Origin of the sequence: Stenotrophomonas sp. a6, assembly GCF_030913325.1 — a bacterium.
GTDB classification, from domain to species: Bacteria; Pseudomonadota; Gammaproteobacteria; order Xanthomonadales; family Xanthomonadaceae; genus Stenotrophomonas; species Stenotrophomonas maltophilia.
Genome location: NZ_CP133161.1, coordinates 3,487,893 through 3,505,262 on the forward strand (window position 1 = coordinate 3,487,893; position 17,370 = coordinate 3,505,262).

Below are 17,370 nucleotides of genomic sequence, written 5' to 3' on the forward strand. Positions count from 1 at the left end.
TCTTTCACGCCCATGAATGAAACCCGCAGCGCCCTCGTCGTCGACGACGAACGCGACATCCGCGAACTGCTGGTGCTGACCCTCGGCCGCATGGGGCTGCGCATCAGTACCGCCGCCAACCTGGCCGAGGCACGTGAGCTGCTGGCCAGCAATCCGTACGACCTGTGCATCACCGACATGCGCCTGCCCGATGGCAACGGCATCGAACTGGTCAGCGAGATCGCCCAGCACTACCCGCGCACGCCGGTGGCGATGATCACCGCATTCGGCAGCATGGATCTCGCTGTGGAGGCACTGAAGGCCGGTGCGTTCGATTTCGTCAGCAAGCCGGTGGACATCTCGGTGCTGCGCGGACTGGTCAAGCACGCGCTGGAACTCAACAACGCCGAGCGCCCGGCACCGGGCCCCAACGCCGAACAGGGCGGGCGCCTGCTGGGCCACTCGCAGGCCATGGATGTGCTGCGCACCACCATCGGCAAGGTCGCGCGCAGCCAGGCGCCGGTCTACATCCTCGGCGAGTCGGGCGTCGGCAAGGAGCTGGTTGCACGCACCATCCATGCCCAGGGCGCGCGCGCGGCCGGCCCGTTCGTGCCGGTCAACTGCGGTGCCATTCCCGGCGAGCTGATGGAGAGCGAATTCTTCGGCCACCGCAAGGGCAGTTTCAGCGGCGCACACGCTGACAAGCCTGGCCTGTTCCAGGCTGCGCACGGCGGCACCCTGTTCCTGGACGAAGTGGCTGAACTGCCGCTGCAGATGCAGGTGAAGCTGCTGCGCGCGATCCAGGAAAAGTCGGTGCGCGCGGTGGGCGCGGCCAACGAGGAGCCGGTGGATGTCCGCATCCTCTCGGCCACCCACAAGGACCTGGCCGAGCTGGTCGAGGACGGGCGCTTCCGCCACGACCTGTACTACCGCATCAACGTGATCGAACTGAAGGTGCCGCCACTGCGCGAACGCCGCCAGGACCTGCCCGAACTGGCCGCCGCCGTGCTGGCCCGCCTGGCCCGCAGCCACGGCCGCGCCACCCCGCTGCTGGCGCCCTCGGCGCTGGAAGCACTGGCGCAGTACGCGTTCCCGGGCAATGTGCGCGAACTGGAGAACATCCTGGAACGTGCGCTGGCCCTGGCCGAGGAAGACTGCATCGGCGCCGACGACCTGCGCCTGCCGCAGCACGCGCCGCGTGCACCTGGCAGTGCGGCGCCCGCCGAAGCCGTGGCCGACCTGCAGCCGGGCAGCGCCGCCCTGCCCTCCTACATCGAGCAGCTCGAGCGCAGCGCCATCCAGCGTGCGCTGGAAGAGAACCGCTGGAACAAGACCCGTACCGCCGCGCAGCTGGGCATCACCTTCCGTGCGCTGCGCTACAAGCTGAAGAAGCTGGGGATGGAGTAAACCCGGGGTCGGATCCCTTTCCAAAGGAAAGGGCTCTGACCCGGCGCGTACCACCGACCTGGTAGTGCCGGCCGCTGGCCGGCAACCCCATGCATCGCGTCATCCACGCATGGCGTGGATCTACCTCAATCCTTGGTGACGCGGTTGATCTCGGCCAGGCTGGTGATGCCCGCCGCCGCCTTCTTCAATGCCGACTGGCGCAGGTCATTCACCCCGATCTGCTGCGCCGCCTCGGCAATCTGCAGCGCATTGCCACCGGCCAGCACGATGGTGGCGATCTCATCGGTCATCGGCATGACCTGGTAGACGCCGGTCCGGCCCTTGTAGCCCTCGGTGCATTCGTCGCAGCCCACGGCCTCGTACAGCTCGATGCCCGCATCCAGCTGCGCCTGGGTGAAGCCTTCGGCCAGCAGCGCATGTTCGGGCAGGCTGGACGGACGCTTGCAGTTGCCGCACAGGCGGCGCGCCAGGCGCTGGGCGATCACCAGCGTCACCGAGCTGGTGATGTTGTAGGGCGCGATACCCATGTTCATCAGGCGCGCGATGGTCTGCGGCGCATCGTTGGTATGCAGCGTGGACAGCACCATGTGGCCGGTCTGCGCGGCCTTGATCGCGATCTCCGCTGTTTCCAGGTCGCGGATTTCGCCGACCATGATGATGTCCGGGTCCTGTCGCAGGAACGAGCGCAGCGCCGCGGCGAAGGTCATGCCGCGCTTGTTGTTCTGCTGTACCTGGTTGACGCCGGGCAGGCGGATTTCCACCGGGTCTTCGGCAGTGGAGATGTTGCGCGTCTCGTCGTTGAGGATGCCCAGCGCGGTATACAGCGACACTGTCTTGCCCGAACCGGTCGGGCCGGTCACCAGCACCATGCCGTACGGCTTGTGGATGGCATCCAGGAACAGCTTCTGCTGGTCCGGCTCGTAACCCAGCTTGTCGATGCCCAGCTTGGCCGCGCTGCCATCGAGGATACGCAGCACCACCTTCTCGCCGAACAGGGTCGGCAGCGTGCTGACGCGGAAGTCGATCTGCTTGGTCTTGGACAGGTTGAGCTTGATGCGGCCGTCCTGCGGGACGCGCTTCTCGGCGATGTCCAGCTGTGCCATCACCTTCAGGCGCGCGGCGATGCGCTGGTTCAGCTTCACCGGTGCGCGCGCCACCATCTTCAGCAGGCCGTCGATGCGCAGGCGCACGCGGTAATCGTCTTCGTAGGGCTCGAAGTGGATGTCCGAGGCGCCCTTGCGGATCGCATCGACCAGCACCTTGTTGACGAACTTCACCACCGGGGTGTCGTCACCCTTGGCGTCGATGCCGGAATCGCCGCCGGTGGCGCCCAGATCCTCGTCGCCGGCCGCCACGTCCAGGTTGCCCATGCCATCGTCATCGCCACCCAGGGCATCGCCGAGGGTGTCATGGCTGGCGTGCCACTGTTCCAGCGTGCGCCGGATCTGGTCCTCGTCGACCAGGATCGGCTCGACCACCAGGTTGGTATGGAACTTGATCTCGTCCAGCGAGTGGGTCGGGTTGCTGGTGCCGACGAACAGCTTGCCACCGCGCTTGAACAGCGGCAGCACGTTGTGCTTGCGCAGCAGCTCCTCGCTGACCAGGCTCATCGCGTTCTGGCTGGCGTCGAAAGTGGACACGTCGAACAGCGGCATGCCGAACTCGACCGCGTTGGCGGCGGCCAGCTGCGAGGCATTGACCAGCTTGTTCTGCGCGAACCACGTCGGCAGCGGCTGGCGCGCGGCGGCGGCCTTGGCCATGGCGTCGCGGGCGGTGGCCTCGTCCAGGGCCCCGTCCTGCACCAGGCGACGGGCCAGGCCGGTGATGCCGACAAGATTGGCGGTGGTGACAGCGTTCATATGAATCCTTGGCTCATGGGGTCATGCCATGCCGTGCTTCTTGCACGGACACCGCACGGGGCAGCAGAACCCGCCGCGACCCAATGGCCACCGGCATCGCCAATCCATGAGCAACACTGCCTTGCCCGGCACTCCCGGCCCGGCAGGCACGATCCTGACTCCCCCGGGGATGATAGCCCCGTCAAGGGGCAGCCAGCATCCCACCGGAGCGCTGAAGTGTGATCAGCAGCCGGTCGGGCGATAGCGCGCTTCGAACGCGCTGCCATCGCAGCTCCAGATGCCCTCGGCCGAGCGGCGCAGGATCAGGTCCTTGCCGTCCACCCCAGTTCCGCCATGCAGCGTGCAGGTGATGCTGCCGACACCGGCGCTGTCGAGCTTCGCTTCCATAGTCGGGCAACGCTCGGTCGGGACCAGACCGATATAAGTTGCCGTTACAACGCTGGCATCTTTCGCATCTTGGGCCACGTATTCCATCGTGGTTTTACCAGGACGAATATCCGCCAAAGCTGCGCCTACTTGCGCCTTGGCCATGTAGACCTGGTAAAGAGGCACAGCGATGGCAGAGAGAATTGCGATGATCGCGATAACGATCATCAGTTCGATGATGGTGAAACCCATTTCGGTTGGACGCTTCATGACGAGTCTGTCCCCAAACAGATTGTCAAAATTTCAACTTCGGACGCGCCGATCCAATGCTCCGACGCCCCATAAACAAGAGCCCCGCACCGCGGGGCCCTTGCTCATACGTGCAAAACCGGTTAAAGCCGCTTACGGGGCCGCCGGAGCATCGCCGCAACCGGCCGGACGGTACTTCGCATCCAGCGTGGTGGTGCACTTCCAAGCACCAGCGCCGTCACGCTCCAGAGTCACCTTCTTGGTGGCAACCTTGGAATTGCCCTTCAGTGTGCATTCGATGTTCGCAATACCAGTGGTGCTGACGCCCTTACCAGCAATACCGCAGCGCTCGGTGGTGGCGGTCAGACCGATACTAGCGGCGTCGGCGTAGTCCTTGCCTTCATTCAGCAGGACTTCGGCCTGGGTCTTGCCCGGGGTGATTTCGGCGAGGCCAGCGGTAGCCTGCGACTTGGCCACGTAGTCCTGGTACATCGGCAGCGCGATGGCGGCCAGGATGGCGATGATCGCGACGACGATCATCAGTTCGATAAGGGTGAAGCCCTTCTGGTTCTTCATTAGTACATCCCCAAGATAGTGGTGGTTGAGTTCAGTGCACGGGATCGGACCGGACGGTGCCGGTTGAGCGGGCCCCATGCCCTGCGGGTGGATCAACGCAGGTTGCGTGCCAACCCCGGCACGCCTCCCCCTGGATTTCCCCGCGCCCATGATGGCAGTAATTTCGCGGATGGGAACCCCCCGCTTCCGAATCTGCGATGGACGCGGCAATGTGACGCAGTGCGTCACCTTTGGCCGGCTCCCGGCACAAAATAGAATGCTGGAGCGCCCGCCAACTGCCCACGAGGCCATGAACCCGCTACCATCAGCGGCTAGACGCCCGCCTGGGGATGGCGGGTCTTGGGGAGCCTATATGTCTGTCAGTGGCAGTGCGATTAAGAAGGAACCCGTGGCGCGCAGCACCGCGGAACTGCAGCCGTTTGTCTGGGAGGGGACTGACAAGCGGGGCGTCAAGATGAAAGGCGAGCAGACTGCGAAGAACGCGAACCTGCTGAGGGCCGAGCTTCGTCGCCAGGGCATCAATCCTGGCGTGGTCAAGCCCAAGGCCAAGCCGCTGTTCGGCGCGGCAGGCAGCAAGATATCGCCGAAGGATATTGCGTTCTTCAGCCGCCAGATGGCGACGATGATGAAATCCGGTGTTCCGATCGTATCGGCGCTGGAGATCATCGGCAGCGGGCACAAGAACCCGCGCATGAAGAAGATGGTTGATTCGCTTCGGACCGATATCGAGGGCGGCTCGTCGCTCTATGAAGCCGTCAGCAAGCACCCGGTCCAGTTCGACGAGCTGTATCGTAATCTGGTCAAGGCCGGGGAAGGCGCCGGTGTACTGGAGACGGTGCTTGATACCGTCGCTACCTACAAAGAGAACATCGAAGCCCTGAAGGGCAAGATCCGCAAGGCGATGTTCTATCCGGCCATGGTGCTGGCCGTCGCACTGGTCGTCAGCGGCATCCTGCTGGTGTGGGTGGTTCCGCAGTTCGAAGACGTCTTCAAGGGTTTCGGCGCCGAGCTGCCCGCCTTCACCCAGATGATCGTCAACATGTCCCGGTTCATGGTGTCGTGGTGGTGGCTGGTCCTGTTCGTCATCATCGGCTCAATTATGGGATTCATCGCGACCTACAAACGCTCACCCAATCTGCAGCACAGCATGGACCGGCTGATCCTGAAAGTGCCGGTCATCGGCCAGCTCATGCACAACAGTGCCATCGCCCGTTTCTCGCGCACCACTGCGGTGACCTTCAAGGCCGGCGTGCCGTTGGTGGAGGCGCTGGGCATCGTGGCCGGCGCTACCGGCAATACCGTGTACGAAGAGGCGATCCTGCGCATGCGCGACGATGTTTCGGTGGGCTATCCGGTGAACGTAGCGATGAAGCAGCGCAACCTGTTCCCGCATATGGTGATCCAGATGACCGGTATCGGCGAAGAGGCTGGTGCTCTGGATGCGATGCTGTTCAAGGTGGCCGAGTACTATGAGCAGGAGGTCAACAATGCCGTTGACGCCCTGAGCAGCCTGCTGGAACCGATCATCATGGTGATCATTGGTACCATCGTCGGCGGCATGGTCATCGGCATGTACCTGCCGATCTTCAAGCTCGCTTCCGTCGTCGGATAACACATACATGGCTTTTCTCGACCAGCATCCTGGCCTCGGCTACCCCGCCGCGGCCGCCTTCGGACTGCTGCTGGGCAGTTTCCTGAACGTCGTCATCCTGCGCCTGCCCAAGCGGCTGGAATGGCAGTGGAAGCGCGATGCGCGCGAAGTCCTGGAGGAACCGGACTTCTATGAACCACCCCCACCGGGGATCGTGGTCGAGCCGTCGCACTGCCCGCACTGCAAGCACAAGCTGAGCTGGTACGAGAACATCCCGCTGTTCAGCTGGATCATCCAGGGCGGCAAGTGCCGCCACTGCAAGGCACCGATCTCGCTGCAGTACCCGCTGGTGGAGGCGCTGACCTCACTGCTGGTGGTGGCCTGCGTCTGGCAGTTCGGCTTCGGCTGGCAGGGTTTCGGCGCCATCGTGCTGACCTGCTTCCTGATCGCGCTGTCCGGCATCGATCTGCGCACCCAGCTGCTGCCCGACCAGCTCACCCTGCCGCTGATGTGGCTGGGGCTGATAGGCAGCATCGACAACCTGTACATGCCGGCCAAGCCCGCCCTGGTGGGCGCGGCGGTGGGCTATCTGTCGCTGTGGACGGTCTGGTGGCTGTTCAAGCAGCTGACCGGCAAGGAGGGCATGGGCCACGGCGATTTCAAGCTGCTGGCAGCGCTGGGCGCCTGGTGCGGGCTGAAGGGCATCCTGCCGATCATCCTGCTGTCGTCGGTGCTGGGCGCCATCATCGGCTCGATCTGGCTGTACAGCCGGGGCCGTGACCGCGCCACGCCGATTCCGTTCGGCCCTTACCTGGCCATTGCCGGTTGGTTGTACTTCATGTGGGGTGCGCCGCTGGTGGAGCAGTACATGGTGATGAGCGGGCTGCGCTGAGGGGAGTCCCCATGAGCCGCTATGTGGTTGGCCTGACCGGTGGCATCGCCTCGGGCAAGAGTGAAGTGACCCGGCGCTTCGAAGCGCTGGGCATCGTGGTGGCCGACGCCGACCTGGCCGCCCGGGCCGTGGTGGCTGCCGACAGCCCGGCGCTGGCCCGCATTGCCGAGCGTTTCGGCGCCGACATGCTGCTGGCCGACGGCAACCTGGACCGGGCCCGCCTGCGCGCCCACGTCTTTGCCGATCCGGCCGAGCGGACGGCGCTGGAAGCCATCACCCACCCGGCCATCCGCCTGCTGATGCAACAGCAGTGCGAGCAGGCTGAAAGCCCTTATGCGATTGCCGCCATTCCGCTGCTGACCGAGGTGGGCGGGCGGAAGGCCTACCCTTGGTTGGACCGGGTATTGCTGGTGGATGCACCGGAAGCCGTGCAGCATGCCCGGCTGATGCAGCGCGACGGCATTGATGCTGCGCTGGCCGACCGGATGATTGCTGCGCAGGCCAGCCGTGCGCAGCGCTTGGCGCTGGCCGATGACGTGGTGGTCAATGATGGGCAGCCGGAGGACCTGCAGGTGCAGGTGGAACAGCTGCATGCGCGGTATCTGGGCTTGGCCGGGGCTTGAGGCCTGGTTGCCGGCCAGCGGCCGGCACTACCAAAGCGCATCCACGCGTGGCGTGGATCTACTGGCCGATTCGATTGCCGGCCAGCGGCCGGCACTACCGAAGCGCATCCATGCGTGACGTGGATCTACTGGCCGATTCGATTGCCGGCCAGCGGCCGGCACTACCAAAGCGCATCCATGCGTGACGTGGATCTACTCCAGCTGCTGGCGGGCGTAGCGGGCCAGTTCGCGGGCGCCCAACAGCAGGCCGTCGACCACATCGGGATTGAGCTGCTGGCGGGCGCCACCCTGCTCCCGCGCGATTTCGGCAGCGTGCAGCAGCTGGATCAGGGTATTCAGGCCGGCAAGCGTGCGGCTGAGACCAGCCATCGTGGCGGCCTGCGCCGGGCTGGCCCCCTGCACATCCAGCCGCTGGCCGTCGGCGGCGTCGCGGCCATCCATGCGCGCCAGCAGGGCGGGCAGCAGGTCCCTGGGGTCATCCAGCAGAACTTCGACCCGCTCGGCGACGTCGGCAGGCAGCAGGTGGGCGGCATCGCCGATCAGGGCGTGCAACTGGGGGAACAGCGGGCGGGTGGACATGATGAAGCTCCTCGCAGACGGCAGGCCACCTGCAGATGCAAGGTGGCGGACGGTGCGGGTTGGCGTACCGGACAACTCCCAGATGGATGGAAACTCCGGCGGATTCCTGGGAATCCCCACGCACCGCCCGCCATGAAGCGAGCACAGTGCATTGTCCGCGATGCCGCGCGAGGCATCGGAAGTTTTCCATCTGACAGTTGATTTCAGGACGCCAATCCCGGCCAAGGCACCTACCCCGGCCAGGTCATCAGGCCATCACCGCGCACGGCGATCTGTAAGGAAATTCCCAAGTGCGGCGCGGGCTTGCCAATGCGTGCGTTGGAACACGCGCCGGGCGCGGCAGCGATCACGGTGGTGTCGTGTCGGGCCTGTGATGCGATGTCCGCGTGCGGGGGATTCAGTGTCACAAGCGACACAGGGCGTGATGCAAGGTCGGCAGGGTCCGTGCCGACCAAGGTCGGCACCCACCAAAGCAGGGCTGCTTACAACGGCTTCGGCGAGAACGTCAGGGTGGCGATCACGCCACGCTCGCCACCGGGACGCACGCTCACCTGCCAGCCGTACAGGTCGCACAGACGGCTGACGATCGACAGGCCGATGCCGCCGCCCTGCGAATGACCAGCGTGCGTGCCGCGGTAGCCACGCTGGAACAGCTTGGCCGCATCTTCCTCGCTCAGGCCCGGGCCGCTGTCGGTCACCGACACCGAATTGGCGCCCACGAAGACGCGTACTTCGCCATCCTGCGAGTACTTCACCGCGTTGCCGATCAGGTTGCCCAACGCCACCGACAGCGCCGCCTCGGGTGCATCGATCACCAGGTTGCGCTCGCCTTCCAGCAGCAGCTCCAGCGGCTTGCCACCCAGCTGCGCGCGGTGCGCATCCAGCAGCTGCTCGGCCACGCGGGCCACGTTGCTGGTGCCCTGCCCGCGCTCGTTGCGCGACAGCAGCAGCAGTGCGCCGATCAGGTCGCTGCACTGCTGCTCGGCACGCTGGATACGCTGCAGGCGCTGCAGCACCTTCTCGTCCAGGCCGGGCCGGGTCAGCAGCAGCTCGGTGGCACCGCGGATCACTGCCAGCGGCGTGCGCAGTTCATGGCTGACGTCTGCATTGAACTCGCGATCGCGCTGCACCACTTCGGTCAGCCGCGAGGAATAGTCGTCCAGCGCCTGTGCCAGCTGCCCCACCTCGTCATCGGGAAAGCGCGGCGCCAAGGGCTCGGGCTCACTGGTACCGCCACGGTACGCACGCAGCCGCGCGGCCAGGTCCGACACCGGCTTCATCACCTTCGACGCCGACCACCAGCCCAGCACCAGCGACAGCACGCTGAACACCAGCACCGACAACACCAGCGCGCGGTTGAGCTGCTTGCCGCCGCGCACGCTGTCGGTCATGTCATAGGCGAGGAAGAACCAGGCGTCGTCGGCCTTGCGTACCGCAAGCTTGTAGGCATACGGCTGCCCCTGCTCGTCGGTGCCACTGAGGTTGTAATTGCCGTTCTGCAGGTCGGCCCACTGCGGCCACGACTCGCGGGCCTTGTCGAACTTGTCAGCCGAGTAGGCGTACGCCCGGATCTGCTGCACGGGCACTGCCGGATTGCGCCCCGGATGCTCGTAGAAGCGCCGCGCATACTCTTCGATGTTGTGGTTGATCACGTCTTCCACCAACTGGTTTTCCACCCGCATGCGGGCCCAGTTGGTGGCGAACGCGAACAGTGTCGTCAGGCAGAAGCCCAACAACACGAACGAGACGATGATGCGGCTGCGCAGGCGCCGCCGGTATGGCGTGCGCCGGCGCTCCCCCTTGGCTGCCACGGAATCAGGCTTCCGGGGTGGCGATGCGGTATCCGATGCCATGGCGGGTCTGGATCAGCGGCACTTCAAACGGCTTGTCGACCACCGCACGCAGGCCATGGATATGCACGCGCAGCGAATCCGAATCGGGCAGTTCCTCGCCCCACACGCGGGTTTCCAGCTCCTGGCGGGTCACCACCGCCGGTGCCGCTTCCATCAGCGCCTGCAGGATCTTCAGCGCGGTCGGGTTGAGCTGCAGCAGCTTGCCCTGGCGGCGCACTTCCAGCGTATCCAGGTTGTATTCCAGGTCGCCGGTTTCCAGCACGCGGGTCTGCACGCCCTTGCCGCGGCGCGACAGGGCGTTCAGACGCACTTCCACTTCCTGCAGCGCGAACGGCTTGATCAGGTAGTCATCGGCACCGGAATCGAAGCCGGCCAGCTTGTTGTCCAGCGAATCGCGGGCCGTCAGCATCAGCACCGGGGTCTGCTTGCGCGCTTCATTGCGCAGTTTGCGGCAGACTTCGATGCCGTCCATGCCTGGCAGGTTGAGATCCAGCACGATCGCGTCGAACTCGTGCACCACGGCCAGATGCAGGCCGGTGACCCCGTCAGCCGCGAAGTCCACCGTATGCCCCCGGTCCTCCAGATAGTCGCCCAGGTTGGCCGCAATGTCGCTGTTGTCTTCGATTACCAGGATTCTCACTGTCACCTCTAATTGACTGTACTGCCGGCGCGCATGACCTGCCTCATGTCCTGCTGTGCCCGTTCCTTCTGCCGAGCGCGCTCGGCAACGGTCATGCACTGCGTCGTGGTCCGGTTGGAACCGATGGGCTTTTCACGTTGGCATATTAGACGACTATCTTCACGCGCCTGTGTCAAAACCGTGTTCACGACCTGCTGATCGTTGAAGACCTGGGTTTGCACCGGTTCAGGCATGGAATCACGTGCCGGGTACTGCTCCACCGCTGCCCGCATGCGTGCCAGGGCGTCGTTGACGCGGGTGCGCTCGTCCTGCTTGAGTTCCGAATAGGTTTCGCCGTCCTTGAGCTCCACCTCGATACGCGCGATCTGCTGCTGCAGCGGCTGGCCGGGCACGAACACGTCCTTGCCCCTGGATGCCGATGCGGTACTGACCAGGGCGAGTCCTGACAACAGGACGGCCGACATCAAAGCCTGTTTCATGGCAAACAAATCCTTGTCTGTGGCGAATCCCGACTCTATTCGCACCCCCTTCACGCCAGCAAGTGCCAATGGTCGGGGCAGCGGAAGCCCTACCGCGAGCTGGCAGGGTTGAAGTTGTTGAAGGTGCGCTGGTCGTTCAACAGCGCCTTGCCCTTTTCCTCGATCCGGCGGCGCTCGGCCACCGTCAGGCAGCGGCTTTTGGGCATGTTGCTGCCGGTGCTGCGCGTGTGCTGGCAGATCTGCCGGCTGTCCTCGTGGGCGCGGGTGAGCAGGGTATTGATCCGCTCCTGGTCGTTGAAGACCTCCCCCTGCACCTGCGGCGGCAGTTCCTGCACGCTCTGGTGGCCGCCCATCCGCGCGGTGATCCGGGCCAGCGCTTCGCGCACGGCGCTGCGGTCATCAGCGGAAATCTCGCTGTAATCGCCATCATCCAGGGCTTTTTCGACCTGGCGCACCTGCTCGGCCACCGGCGACTGCCGGTCCATCTGCACAACGGATTTCTCCGGCTTGGCCGCAGCAGATCCGGCCAGGCCCAGCAACAACGCGATCATCGTGATGCGGTACATCGCCAGCCTCCGATCCATCCAGGAACGATGGGGGCCACTCTACGGCCGTCACGCCACCTCCACAAGGGACAGCGGGCAGGCATAAAAAAGACCCAGGCGGTGCCCCCGCCTGGGTCTGAAGTTGTATCCCGATACCGATCCTGCTGAGAGGCAGAGCTGCGGTTCGCTGAAGCCTACGCGTGGGCCGATTAAAGGCTTGTTAAAGCCGGCATCATCCGCCCGTGAGAATCTCAAGCCGCTGAATACTCAGGGTTTTTTAAGCTTCTCGACGTGCTCGATGATGCGCGTGGCCACGTCCACCCCGCAGGCGGCCTCGATCCCTTCCAGCCCCGGCGTTGAATTGACCTCCAGCACCAGCGGGCCGCGCGCGGAGCGGATCAGGTCCACCCCGCACACCGACAGTCCCAGCGCCTTGGCCGACCGCACCGCCACCTGCTGCTCGGCACGGCTGGCCTTGGCCGCCACCGCCGTACCCCCGGCATGCAGGTTGGAGCGGAAGTCACCTTCCGGCGCCTGCCGCTGCATCGAGGCAACCACCTGGTCACCGACCACGAAGCAGCGCAGGTCTGCGCCCTTGGCCTCGCCGATGAATTCCTGCATCAGGAAATTGGCGTACAACCCGCGCAGGGCTTCGACAATGCCGCGCGAGGCGCTGGCCTTCTCGGTAAGGATCACGCCGCGCCCCTGGGTACCCTCGTTGAGCTTCACCACATGCGGCGGTGGGCCCAGCATGGACAACAGGTCGACGGTGTCGTCGGGGTTGTCGCCGAACACAGTAACCGGCATGTCGATGCCCTTGGCCGCCAGCAGCTGGTGTGCGCGCAGCTTGTCGCGCGAGCGCAGGATCGCGTCGGACGGATTCGGGGTGCGTGCACCCATCAGTTCGAACTGGCGCAGCACGGCCGTGCCATAGCGGGTGATCGAGGCACCGATGCGCGGGATGACCATGTCCACGCCGGTCATCGGCCGGCCCTTGTAATGCATCGAAAAGCCATCGGCGGCAATGCGCATGTAGCAGCGCAGCGGATCGAGGATGCGCACGGTGTGGCCGCGCGCGCGCGCCGCCTCGACCAGCCGGCGGGTGGAATACAGGGAACTGTTGCGGGACAGGATGGCGAGCTTCATCGCGGCAGGATCGGGCGGCAGGCGCGCAGCATAGCGCGGGCGTGTGGCGGGCGGATGATGCCCTGCGGCGTGGCTTGCTCAGGCGCAGGCGGCACACTGCGGGGCAGGCCAGACCGCAAGGAAACCCGATGTCGATCACCGTATTCCCGCGCTTCTCCGAAGTGGATGTACTCGGCCACGTCACCAACACCGCCCTGCCCGTCTGGTTCGAGGAAGGCCGCCAGGAGATCTTCCGGCATTTCAGCCGCGAGGCCAGCATGCGCGACCTGGCACTGATCCTGCGCCGCTACGAGATCGACTTCCTGCAGCAGATACAGGCGGGACACGAAGTGCGCATCGAGACCCGGATCGAGAGCATTGGCCGCTCCTCGCTGTCGATCGTGCAGCAGGCGTTCCAGTTCGAGGCCCTGGTAGCCAGCGGCCGCTGCGTGATGGTTCATTTCGACTACACGGCCAACGCCTCGCGCGAGATCGATGCGGAGCAGCGCCAGGCGTTGTCGGGGCTGTTCACCGAGGAATATGCACAGTCGCTGCGGGAAACGAGCGCGCGCGCCGCCGAGGCCTGATCAGCGCGAGGGAAGGCGCAGCCTGAAGCGCCCATCCCGGGCGCGCAGCGCCAACCCGGTTTCCCGCCATTCCACAGGCAGCTCCAAGGCTGTGTGGCGCGTGGGGTATCGATGGACGGCATCGAACTCCCAGCGTTCCTCATAGGCTTCGCACTGCAGTGTGCCGTCATCGTCAGCATCGATCACATTGATCCAGGCCATGCTCCGGGCCTTGCCGAAGCCCCCTATCGCATGACGGGCAAAGGCTTGCCAACGACCCTGCCAGCAGACAAGCCACACGCCCTCGATGGGTCGCAGGTTCTCATCAAGCACACTGCCGGCCACCACCAGGCAGCGTCCCGACGGGCTTGCGATCACGGTCTCCAGATCACAGGCATGGCGACCACTGGAGGTCTCGTCAAGGTAAAGGGCATACGGGCAGATGCACGCGAACAGGGCCGGATGCGCAGTCACGCGCAGATCATCGGGAAGCAGCGGGACCGCGCGCAGCACCCGGGCATCAGGCAGGACGTGCCTCAGCTCCCGCGGCCATCCGGCGGCCAGCGCCGGATGTCCGTGCTCCAACCATAGGCCTCGGCAGGAATGCAGCTGGGTCACGCCGCCGGACTGGCTGCGCAGCCACGCCGCCGCCCCCGCCTCCCCATCGGTCTGCAGGCGCTCGCCCAGCTGCTGCCGGAACTGGCCGGGATCAGCCGCAAGCACCTGCACCGTCTTTTGGCGCTCGTCGTAGACGATCACTGCTTCGCATCGATCAACATACCCGCTGGCCAGGCGCAGCGCGCCTCCCGGCAGGTCCTGCCATTCACCACTGGCATCACGACTGCCTCCAGTGGATACGCTTTCGACGATGGCGCCATCGCGCAGCATCTGCGTGCTGTACGCCGGTCCGCCCATGCCCAGCTCGCCCCAATCCAACAGCACATCATGTGCGGGCGGCCGTTCGGCAAAGGGCTTCATCGATCGCGAGCGCAGTCGTGAGCCGCCCACGGCATTGCCGACCAGATCGATTCGCTGCAGCGCGCCCCCCAACGCAAGGCACACGGCAAGGCCGACAATCACTCCCAGAGGCGACCACCAGGCCACACAGACGGCGACCAGGGCCAGGAACGGCAACCACTGGGTGTAGCGCCGCAGGGCGGTTCGATCAAGGGACATGCGGATGAGAGAGGCGCCCCAGCGAACCGTCGACGTCTTCAATGCCGATCCGATCGATTGCGGCCGATGCCGGTTCAAGCATCCTGCGCTCCTGGAACTGCGCCAAATCGATTCTCTTCCTCGCTCCCGGGAAGCAGCATGACCGGAAAGAGGACGAACACCCCCAAGGGAATGAACGCGATCACGGTGTACCAGCCTGACTCGTCGATATCGTGCAATCTCCTCACGGTCAGGGCCAGCATCGGAGGCAGGAAGACGAAGACAGCGCAGACGGTCATGACCCATCCCACCTTCCACAGGCTCTCGGACGTTTCCCAATCCAATGACAGGTACCCGACCAGCCAGTAACCGCGATCCATCACGCTGTAGCTCACCGCCATCACGAACCCGGCCAGCAGCGAATACGACCAGAACTCCCGCCGGTCGGATCGTCCGGAAAAATCAAAGCATCGCCTGATGGGCACAAGTGCAGCGATCATTCACGCTCCGGGCAATGGATGTTGGGCGTCAACAGCTGACGATCTTCTAGCATTGCGAAGCCAAGCATCAACTGAACCCCGCAGCTCGACCGGGCCCGGGAGGCCACAGCAGCAGCTGCAGCAGGGCAGTTCCTGTCCTGCAGGCTCTGCGCAAGGATGCATTCGGACACGACCGATCCGGCCAAGGGATGTTTGCGAAGCGACGTCCAGCCCTGGCATTCACCGGGCATCTCGACCGGGATCCATGCGCGGAAAAGCGGGGTGCGGATATCGCGGAGCGTCTGCCTGATGCAGACCGCTGGAGACATGGAGCGGGCGATGGGAATCGAACCCACGTCAGTAGCTTGGGAAGCTACAGCTCTACCATTGAGCTACGCCCGCGTTGCGGTGGGAAGTCTATGCGCTGGGCCCCGTGTTGCGCAATGGTGCCCATCGCATCAGGCCGGGGGTCAAAGCCCTCTCGTTGCCGAGAGGGCCGACCCCGCCTGGTTTCTGCTTAGAAGGTGCCGCTGAAGTTGGCGAACAGCGTTGCGTCCTGGGCACGCTTCTGCCCGGCCGAAGCGCTCAGGCCGAAGTTGCTCTGCAGCCCGAACAGTTCGGTGCGGGCGCCCAGCACGACGGTCGCGTAGTCCTTGTCGAACTTCAGGCCCGGCACACGGTAGCTGCCCAGTTCCGGCAGGGTCTGCAGCCACGCGCTGCCCTGCTTGGTGTCTTCGAACTCATGGTCGTAGGTCAGCTGCGCGTACGGCTTGAGGGTGCCGCCATCGAAGCGGGCCTGCCAACCGATGCGACCAACGGTCGAATCAACGTTCTGGCGGTCGTAGCCCAGCGCGGTGGCCAGGGTGCCTGCCGCAGCGCTTTCGGTGTAACCATCGATCTTCACCTTCTGCCAGATCACCGAAGCGATCGGGCCGTGGCGGAAGCCGCCTTCGGTGCCGAACTCGTAACCGGCGTTCAAGGCGGCGGTCAGGTTGCTGCCGTCCGGCGAACCACCGTGTTCGCGGGTGGCCGGGCCGAGCTGGACCTTGCGGTTCACGTCATACGACAGCCAGGTGTAGCTGACCTGGCCGTTCACCCAGATGCGATCGCCGTACCAGCCGGCGAACAGACCGGCGGTGGTGTCCTTCTGGGTGAAATCGCCACGGCTGTTGCCGAAGTCGGCGTTGAGGCGGCCGAAGCCGGCGAAGCCGCCGACCACCATGCCGTCGCGCGCCCAGTCGATGCCGAACAGGCCGGCCGGCGCCAGGCCGTCGTACAGATCCGCGTGGTCGTAGCGCTGCAGGTCACCGCGGACGCCGCCCCACCAGGACAGGCCGTCGGCCGGACGACCGCCCAGGTGCATGCTGACCTGATCGGCACGCGAACGACCGATGGTCTGTGCCGAGTGGCTCAGCACCTGCTGCAGGCGCGGGGCTTCCAGCACCGAGACCGCGTATTGGCCCAGCAGCTGGTGGCCCGCCGTGGTCGGATGCACGCCATCGGCGAACAGATAGGTGTTGGCCGCATCCGGGCTGACGTAGCTGGTCGGATTGCAGGTCAGGATGCTCTGGGTCGAATTGGCCGGATCGATCTTGCAGGCGGTGCTGGTGACGTTGGTGAAGCCGTACATGGCCGGATTGGCGGCGACTTCGCCCAGCACGGTGAAGGTATCGAGCGGGATGAACTCGATGCCGGCCTGCTTCAGGCCACCATAAAGAGCCTTGTTGTAGCCGGCTGACAGCGCGGTGGCGGTGGCCGCGTTCGGGCCGCGGAAGGCCGGAGTCAGGCCGACGTTCGGCAGGTTCGGCACCAGCACGTACTGCGCACCGGCCTGCTTCAGCGCACCCACCAGAGCGATCTGGTCGGTGACGGCGGCGCCGATGATGGCCTGTGCCTGCGCCGGCGCAGCTGCGGCGGCGAACAGGTCATTGGCGCCGCCCCACACCGTGTACAGGACATTGCCGTCAGCCTTGCCGCCGTTGGCGGCCAGATAACGGGCCGCCTGCGACTTCAGCGAGGGGATAGTCCCCATTGCGCTCGGCACGTCCACGCCAACGCGGGCACCACCGACCGCGTAATTGTCACCGTTCTGGCCGTTGCCATTGGCGGCGCCATTGAGGCCATAGTAGTTGGCGACCTGCTGCGACCACACCCAGCCCGGGTTGGTGGTGAACTGGCCGGTCACCGGACGCACATCGGCCGGCAGCAGCGGGCGGAAATAGCCGGCATCGGTCAGGCTGTCGCCGAAGAACACGGCCTTGGAATACGGGGATTCGCCTGCCATGGCCGGAAGCGCGGCCAGCGCGATCGCGGCCGCCATCAGGGTGCGGATCGGGCGTTTGCTGAGCAGCATGAAAAAACTCCTGTGGGGATATCGTTGAGGACCCGGCGGACGTACGCCGGCGCA

The 17,370-nt window shown here is 65.2% G+C and carries 17 protein-coding genes and 1 tRNA gene; 5 read left to right on the forward strand and 13 right to left on the reverse strand.

What is annotated here, in order from left to right; all coding sequences use genetic code 11:
- The first annotated feature begins 12 nt into the window (after positions 1 to 12).
- The gene (locus tag Q9Q79_RS16050; protein ID WP_005410795.1) at positions 13 to 1,386 is read left to right on the forward strand and encodes a sigma-54 dependent transcriptional regulator; all 1,374 of its coding nucleotides are present in this window, start codon (positions 13 to 15) and stop codon (positions 1,384 to 1,386) included.
- A gap of 125 nt (positions 1,387 to 1,511) precedes the next feature.
- On the opposite strand, the gene pilB is transcribed toward Q9Q79_RS16050, so the two are convergent.
- The 3 genes from pilB to Q9Q79_RS16065 all read right to left on the reverse strand — a co-directional run bounded on the left by pilB (position 1,512) and on the right by Q9Q79_RS16065 (position 4,436).
- Entirely contained in the window at positions 1,512 to 3,245 is a 1,734-nt protein-coding gene (gene pilB, locus Q9Q79_RS16055; RefSeq protein WP_005414305.1) for a type IV-A pilus assembly ATPase PilB, read from the reverse strand.
- Positions 3,246 to 3,467: 222 nt separating this feature from the next.
- Positions 3,468 to 3,881 (reverse strand): pilin, encoded by a 414-nt coding sequence (locus Q9Q79_RS16060; RefSeq protein ID WP_099527264.1) that lies wholly within the window; start codon positions 3,879 to 3,881, stop codon positions 3,468 to 3,470.
- Between the two features lie 132 nt (positions 3,882 to 4,013).
- A complete protein-coding gene (locus Q9Q79_RS16065; protein ID WP_099527265.1) occupies positions 4,014 to 4,436 on the reverse strand; it encodes a pilin in 423 nt (140 codons plus the stop codon).
- A gap of 352 nt (positions 4,437 to 4,788) precedes the next feature.
- On the opposite strand from Q9Q79_RS16065, the gene Q9Q79_RS16070 reads away from it, so the two are divergent.
- From Q9Q79_RS16070 to coaE, 3 genes are read left to right on the forward strand one after another with little or no spacing between them, the layout of a single operon-like run.
- On the forward strand, positions 4,789 to 6,048 hold the full coding sequence (locus tag Q9Q79_RS16070) for a type II secretion system F family protein (RefSeq protein WP_088430641.1): 1,260 nt from the start codon (positions 4,789 to 4,791) through the stop codon (positions 6,046 to 6,048).
- A 7-nt stretch (positions 6,049 to 6,055) separates the two neighbouring features.
- A complete protein-coding gene (locus tag Q9Q79_RS16075) occupies positions 6,056 to 6,919 on the forward strand; it encodes an A24 family peptidase (protein WP_005410800.1) in 864 nt (287 codons plus the stop codon).
- An 11-nt stretch (positions 6,920 to 6,930) separates the two neighbouring features.
- Positions 6,931 to 7,542, forward strand: a complete 612-nt coding sequence (gene coaE, locus Q9Q79_RS16080; protein ID WP_049452340.1) for a dephospho-CoA kinase — start codon at positions 6,931 to 6,933, stop codon at positions 7,540 to 7,542.
- A gap of 192 nt (positions 7,543 to 7,734) precedes the next feature.
- On the opposite strand, the gene Q9Q79_RS16085 is transcribed toward coaE, so the two are convergent.
- From Q9Q79_RS16085 to rimK, 6 genes are all read right to left on the reverse strand, one after another.
- Positions 7,735 to 8,121: a hypothetical protein gene (locus Q9Q79_RS16085; protein WP_005410802.1), complete on the reverse strand. Its 387-nt coding sequence runs from the start codon at positions 8,119 to 8,121 to the stop codon at positions 7,735 to 7,737.
- A 482-nt stretch (positions 8,122 to 8,603) separates the two neighbouring features.
- Positions 8,604 to 9,932 (reverse strand): HAMP domain-containing sensor histidine kinase, encoded by a 1,329-nt coding sequence (locus Q9Q79_RS16090; protein ID WP_005410803.1) that lies wholly within the window; start codon positions 9,930 to 9,932, stop codon positions 8,604 to 8,606.
- Positions 9,933 to 9,936: 4 nt separating this feature from the next.
- The gene (locus Q9Q79_RS16095) at positions 9,937 to 10,614 is read right to left on the reverse strand and encodes a response regulator transcription factor (RefSeq protein ID WP_005410804.1); all 678 of its coding nucleotides are present in this window, start codon (positions 10,612 to 10,614) and stop codon (positions 9,937 to 9,939) included.
- Between the two features lie 8 nt (positions 10,615 to 10,622).
- Positions 10,623 to 11,093, reverse strand: a complete 471-nt coding sequence (locus Q9Q79_RS16100; protein WP_005410805.1) for a hypothetical protein — start codon at positions 11,091 to 11,093, stop codon at positions 10,623 to 10,625.
- A gap of 89 nt (positions 11,094 to 11,182) precedes the next feature.
- Entirely contained in the window at positions 11,183 to 11,659 is a 477-nt protein-coding gene (locus Q9Q79_RS16105; RefSeq protein ID WP_180873982.1) for a hypothetical protein, read from the reverse strand.
- Positions 11,660 to 11,905: 246 nt separating this feature from the next.
- Positions 11,906 to 12,784: a 30S ribosomal protein S6--L-glutamate ligase gene (gene rimK / locus Q9Q79_RS16110; RefSeq protein WP_005410807.1), complete on the reverse strand. Its 879-nt coding sequence runs from the start codon at positions 12,782 to 12,784 to the stop codon at positions 11,906 to 11,908.
- A gap of 128 nt (positions 12,785 to 12,912) precedes the next feature.
- Between rimK and Q9Q79_RS16115 the strand changes: the two genes are divergently transcribed.
- Entirely contained in the window at positions 12,913 to 13,350 is a 438-nt protein-coding gene (locus Q9Q79_RS16115) for a thioesterase family protein (protein WP_005414313.1), read from the forward strand.
- Here the strand turns inward: Q9Q79_RS16115 and Q9Q79_RS16120 are convergent, their stop codons facing one another.
- The 4 genes from Q9Q79_RS16120 to Q9Q79_RS16135 form a co-directional block, all read right to left on the reverse strand.
- The gene (locus Q9Q79_RS16120; RefSeq protein ID WP_065183906.1) at positions 13,351 to 14,505 is read right to left on the reverse strand and encodes a hypothetical protein; all 1,155 of its coding nucleotides are present in this window, start codon (positions 14,503 to 14,505) and stop codon (positions 13,351 to 13,353) included.
- 74 nt (positions 14,506 to 14,579) lie between these two features.
- Positions 14,580 to 14,984, reverse strand: coding sequence for a DUF805 domain-containing protein (locus Q9Q79_RS16125; RefSeq protein ID WP_043034313.1), 405 nt, complete (start codon positions 14,982 to 14,984; stop codon positions 14,580 to 14,582).
- A 307-nt stretch (positions 14,985 to 15,291) separates the two neighbouring features.
- Positions 15,292 to 15,365, reverse strand: a tRNA-Gly gene (locus Q9Q79_RS16130).
- Positions 15,366 to 15,480: 115 nt separating this feature from the next.
- Complete coding sequence (locus tag Q9Q79_RS16135) at positions 15,481 to 17,316, reverse strand: autotransporter domain-containing esterase (RefSeq protein ID WP_012481110.1); 1,836 nt, start codon at positions 17,314 to 17,316, stop codon at positions 15,481 to 15,483.
- Positions 17,317 to 17,370: the final 54 nt, after the last annotated feature.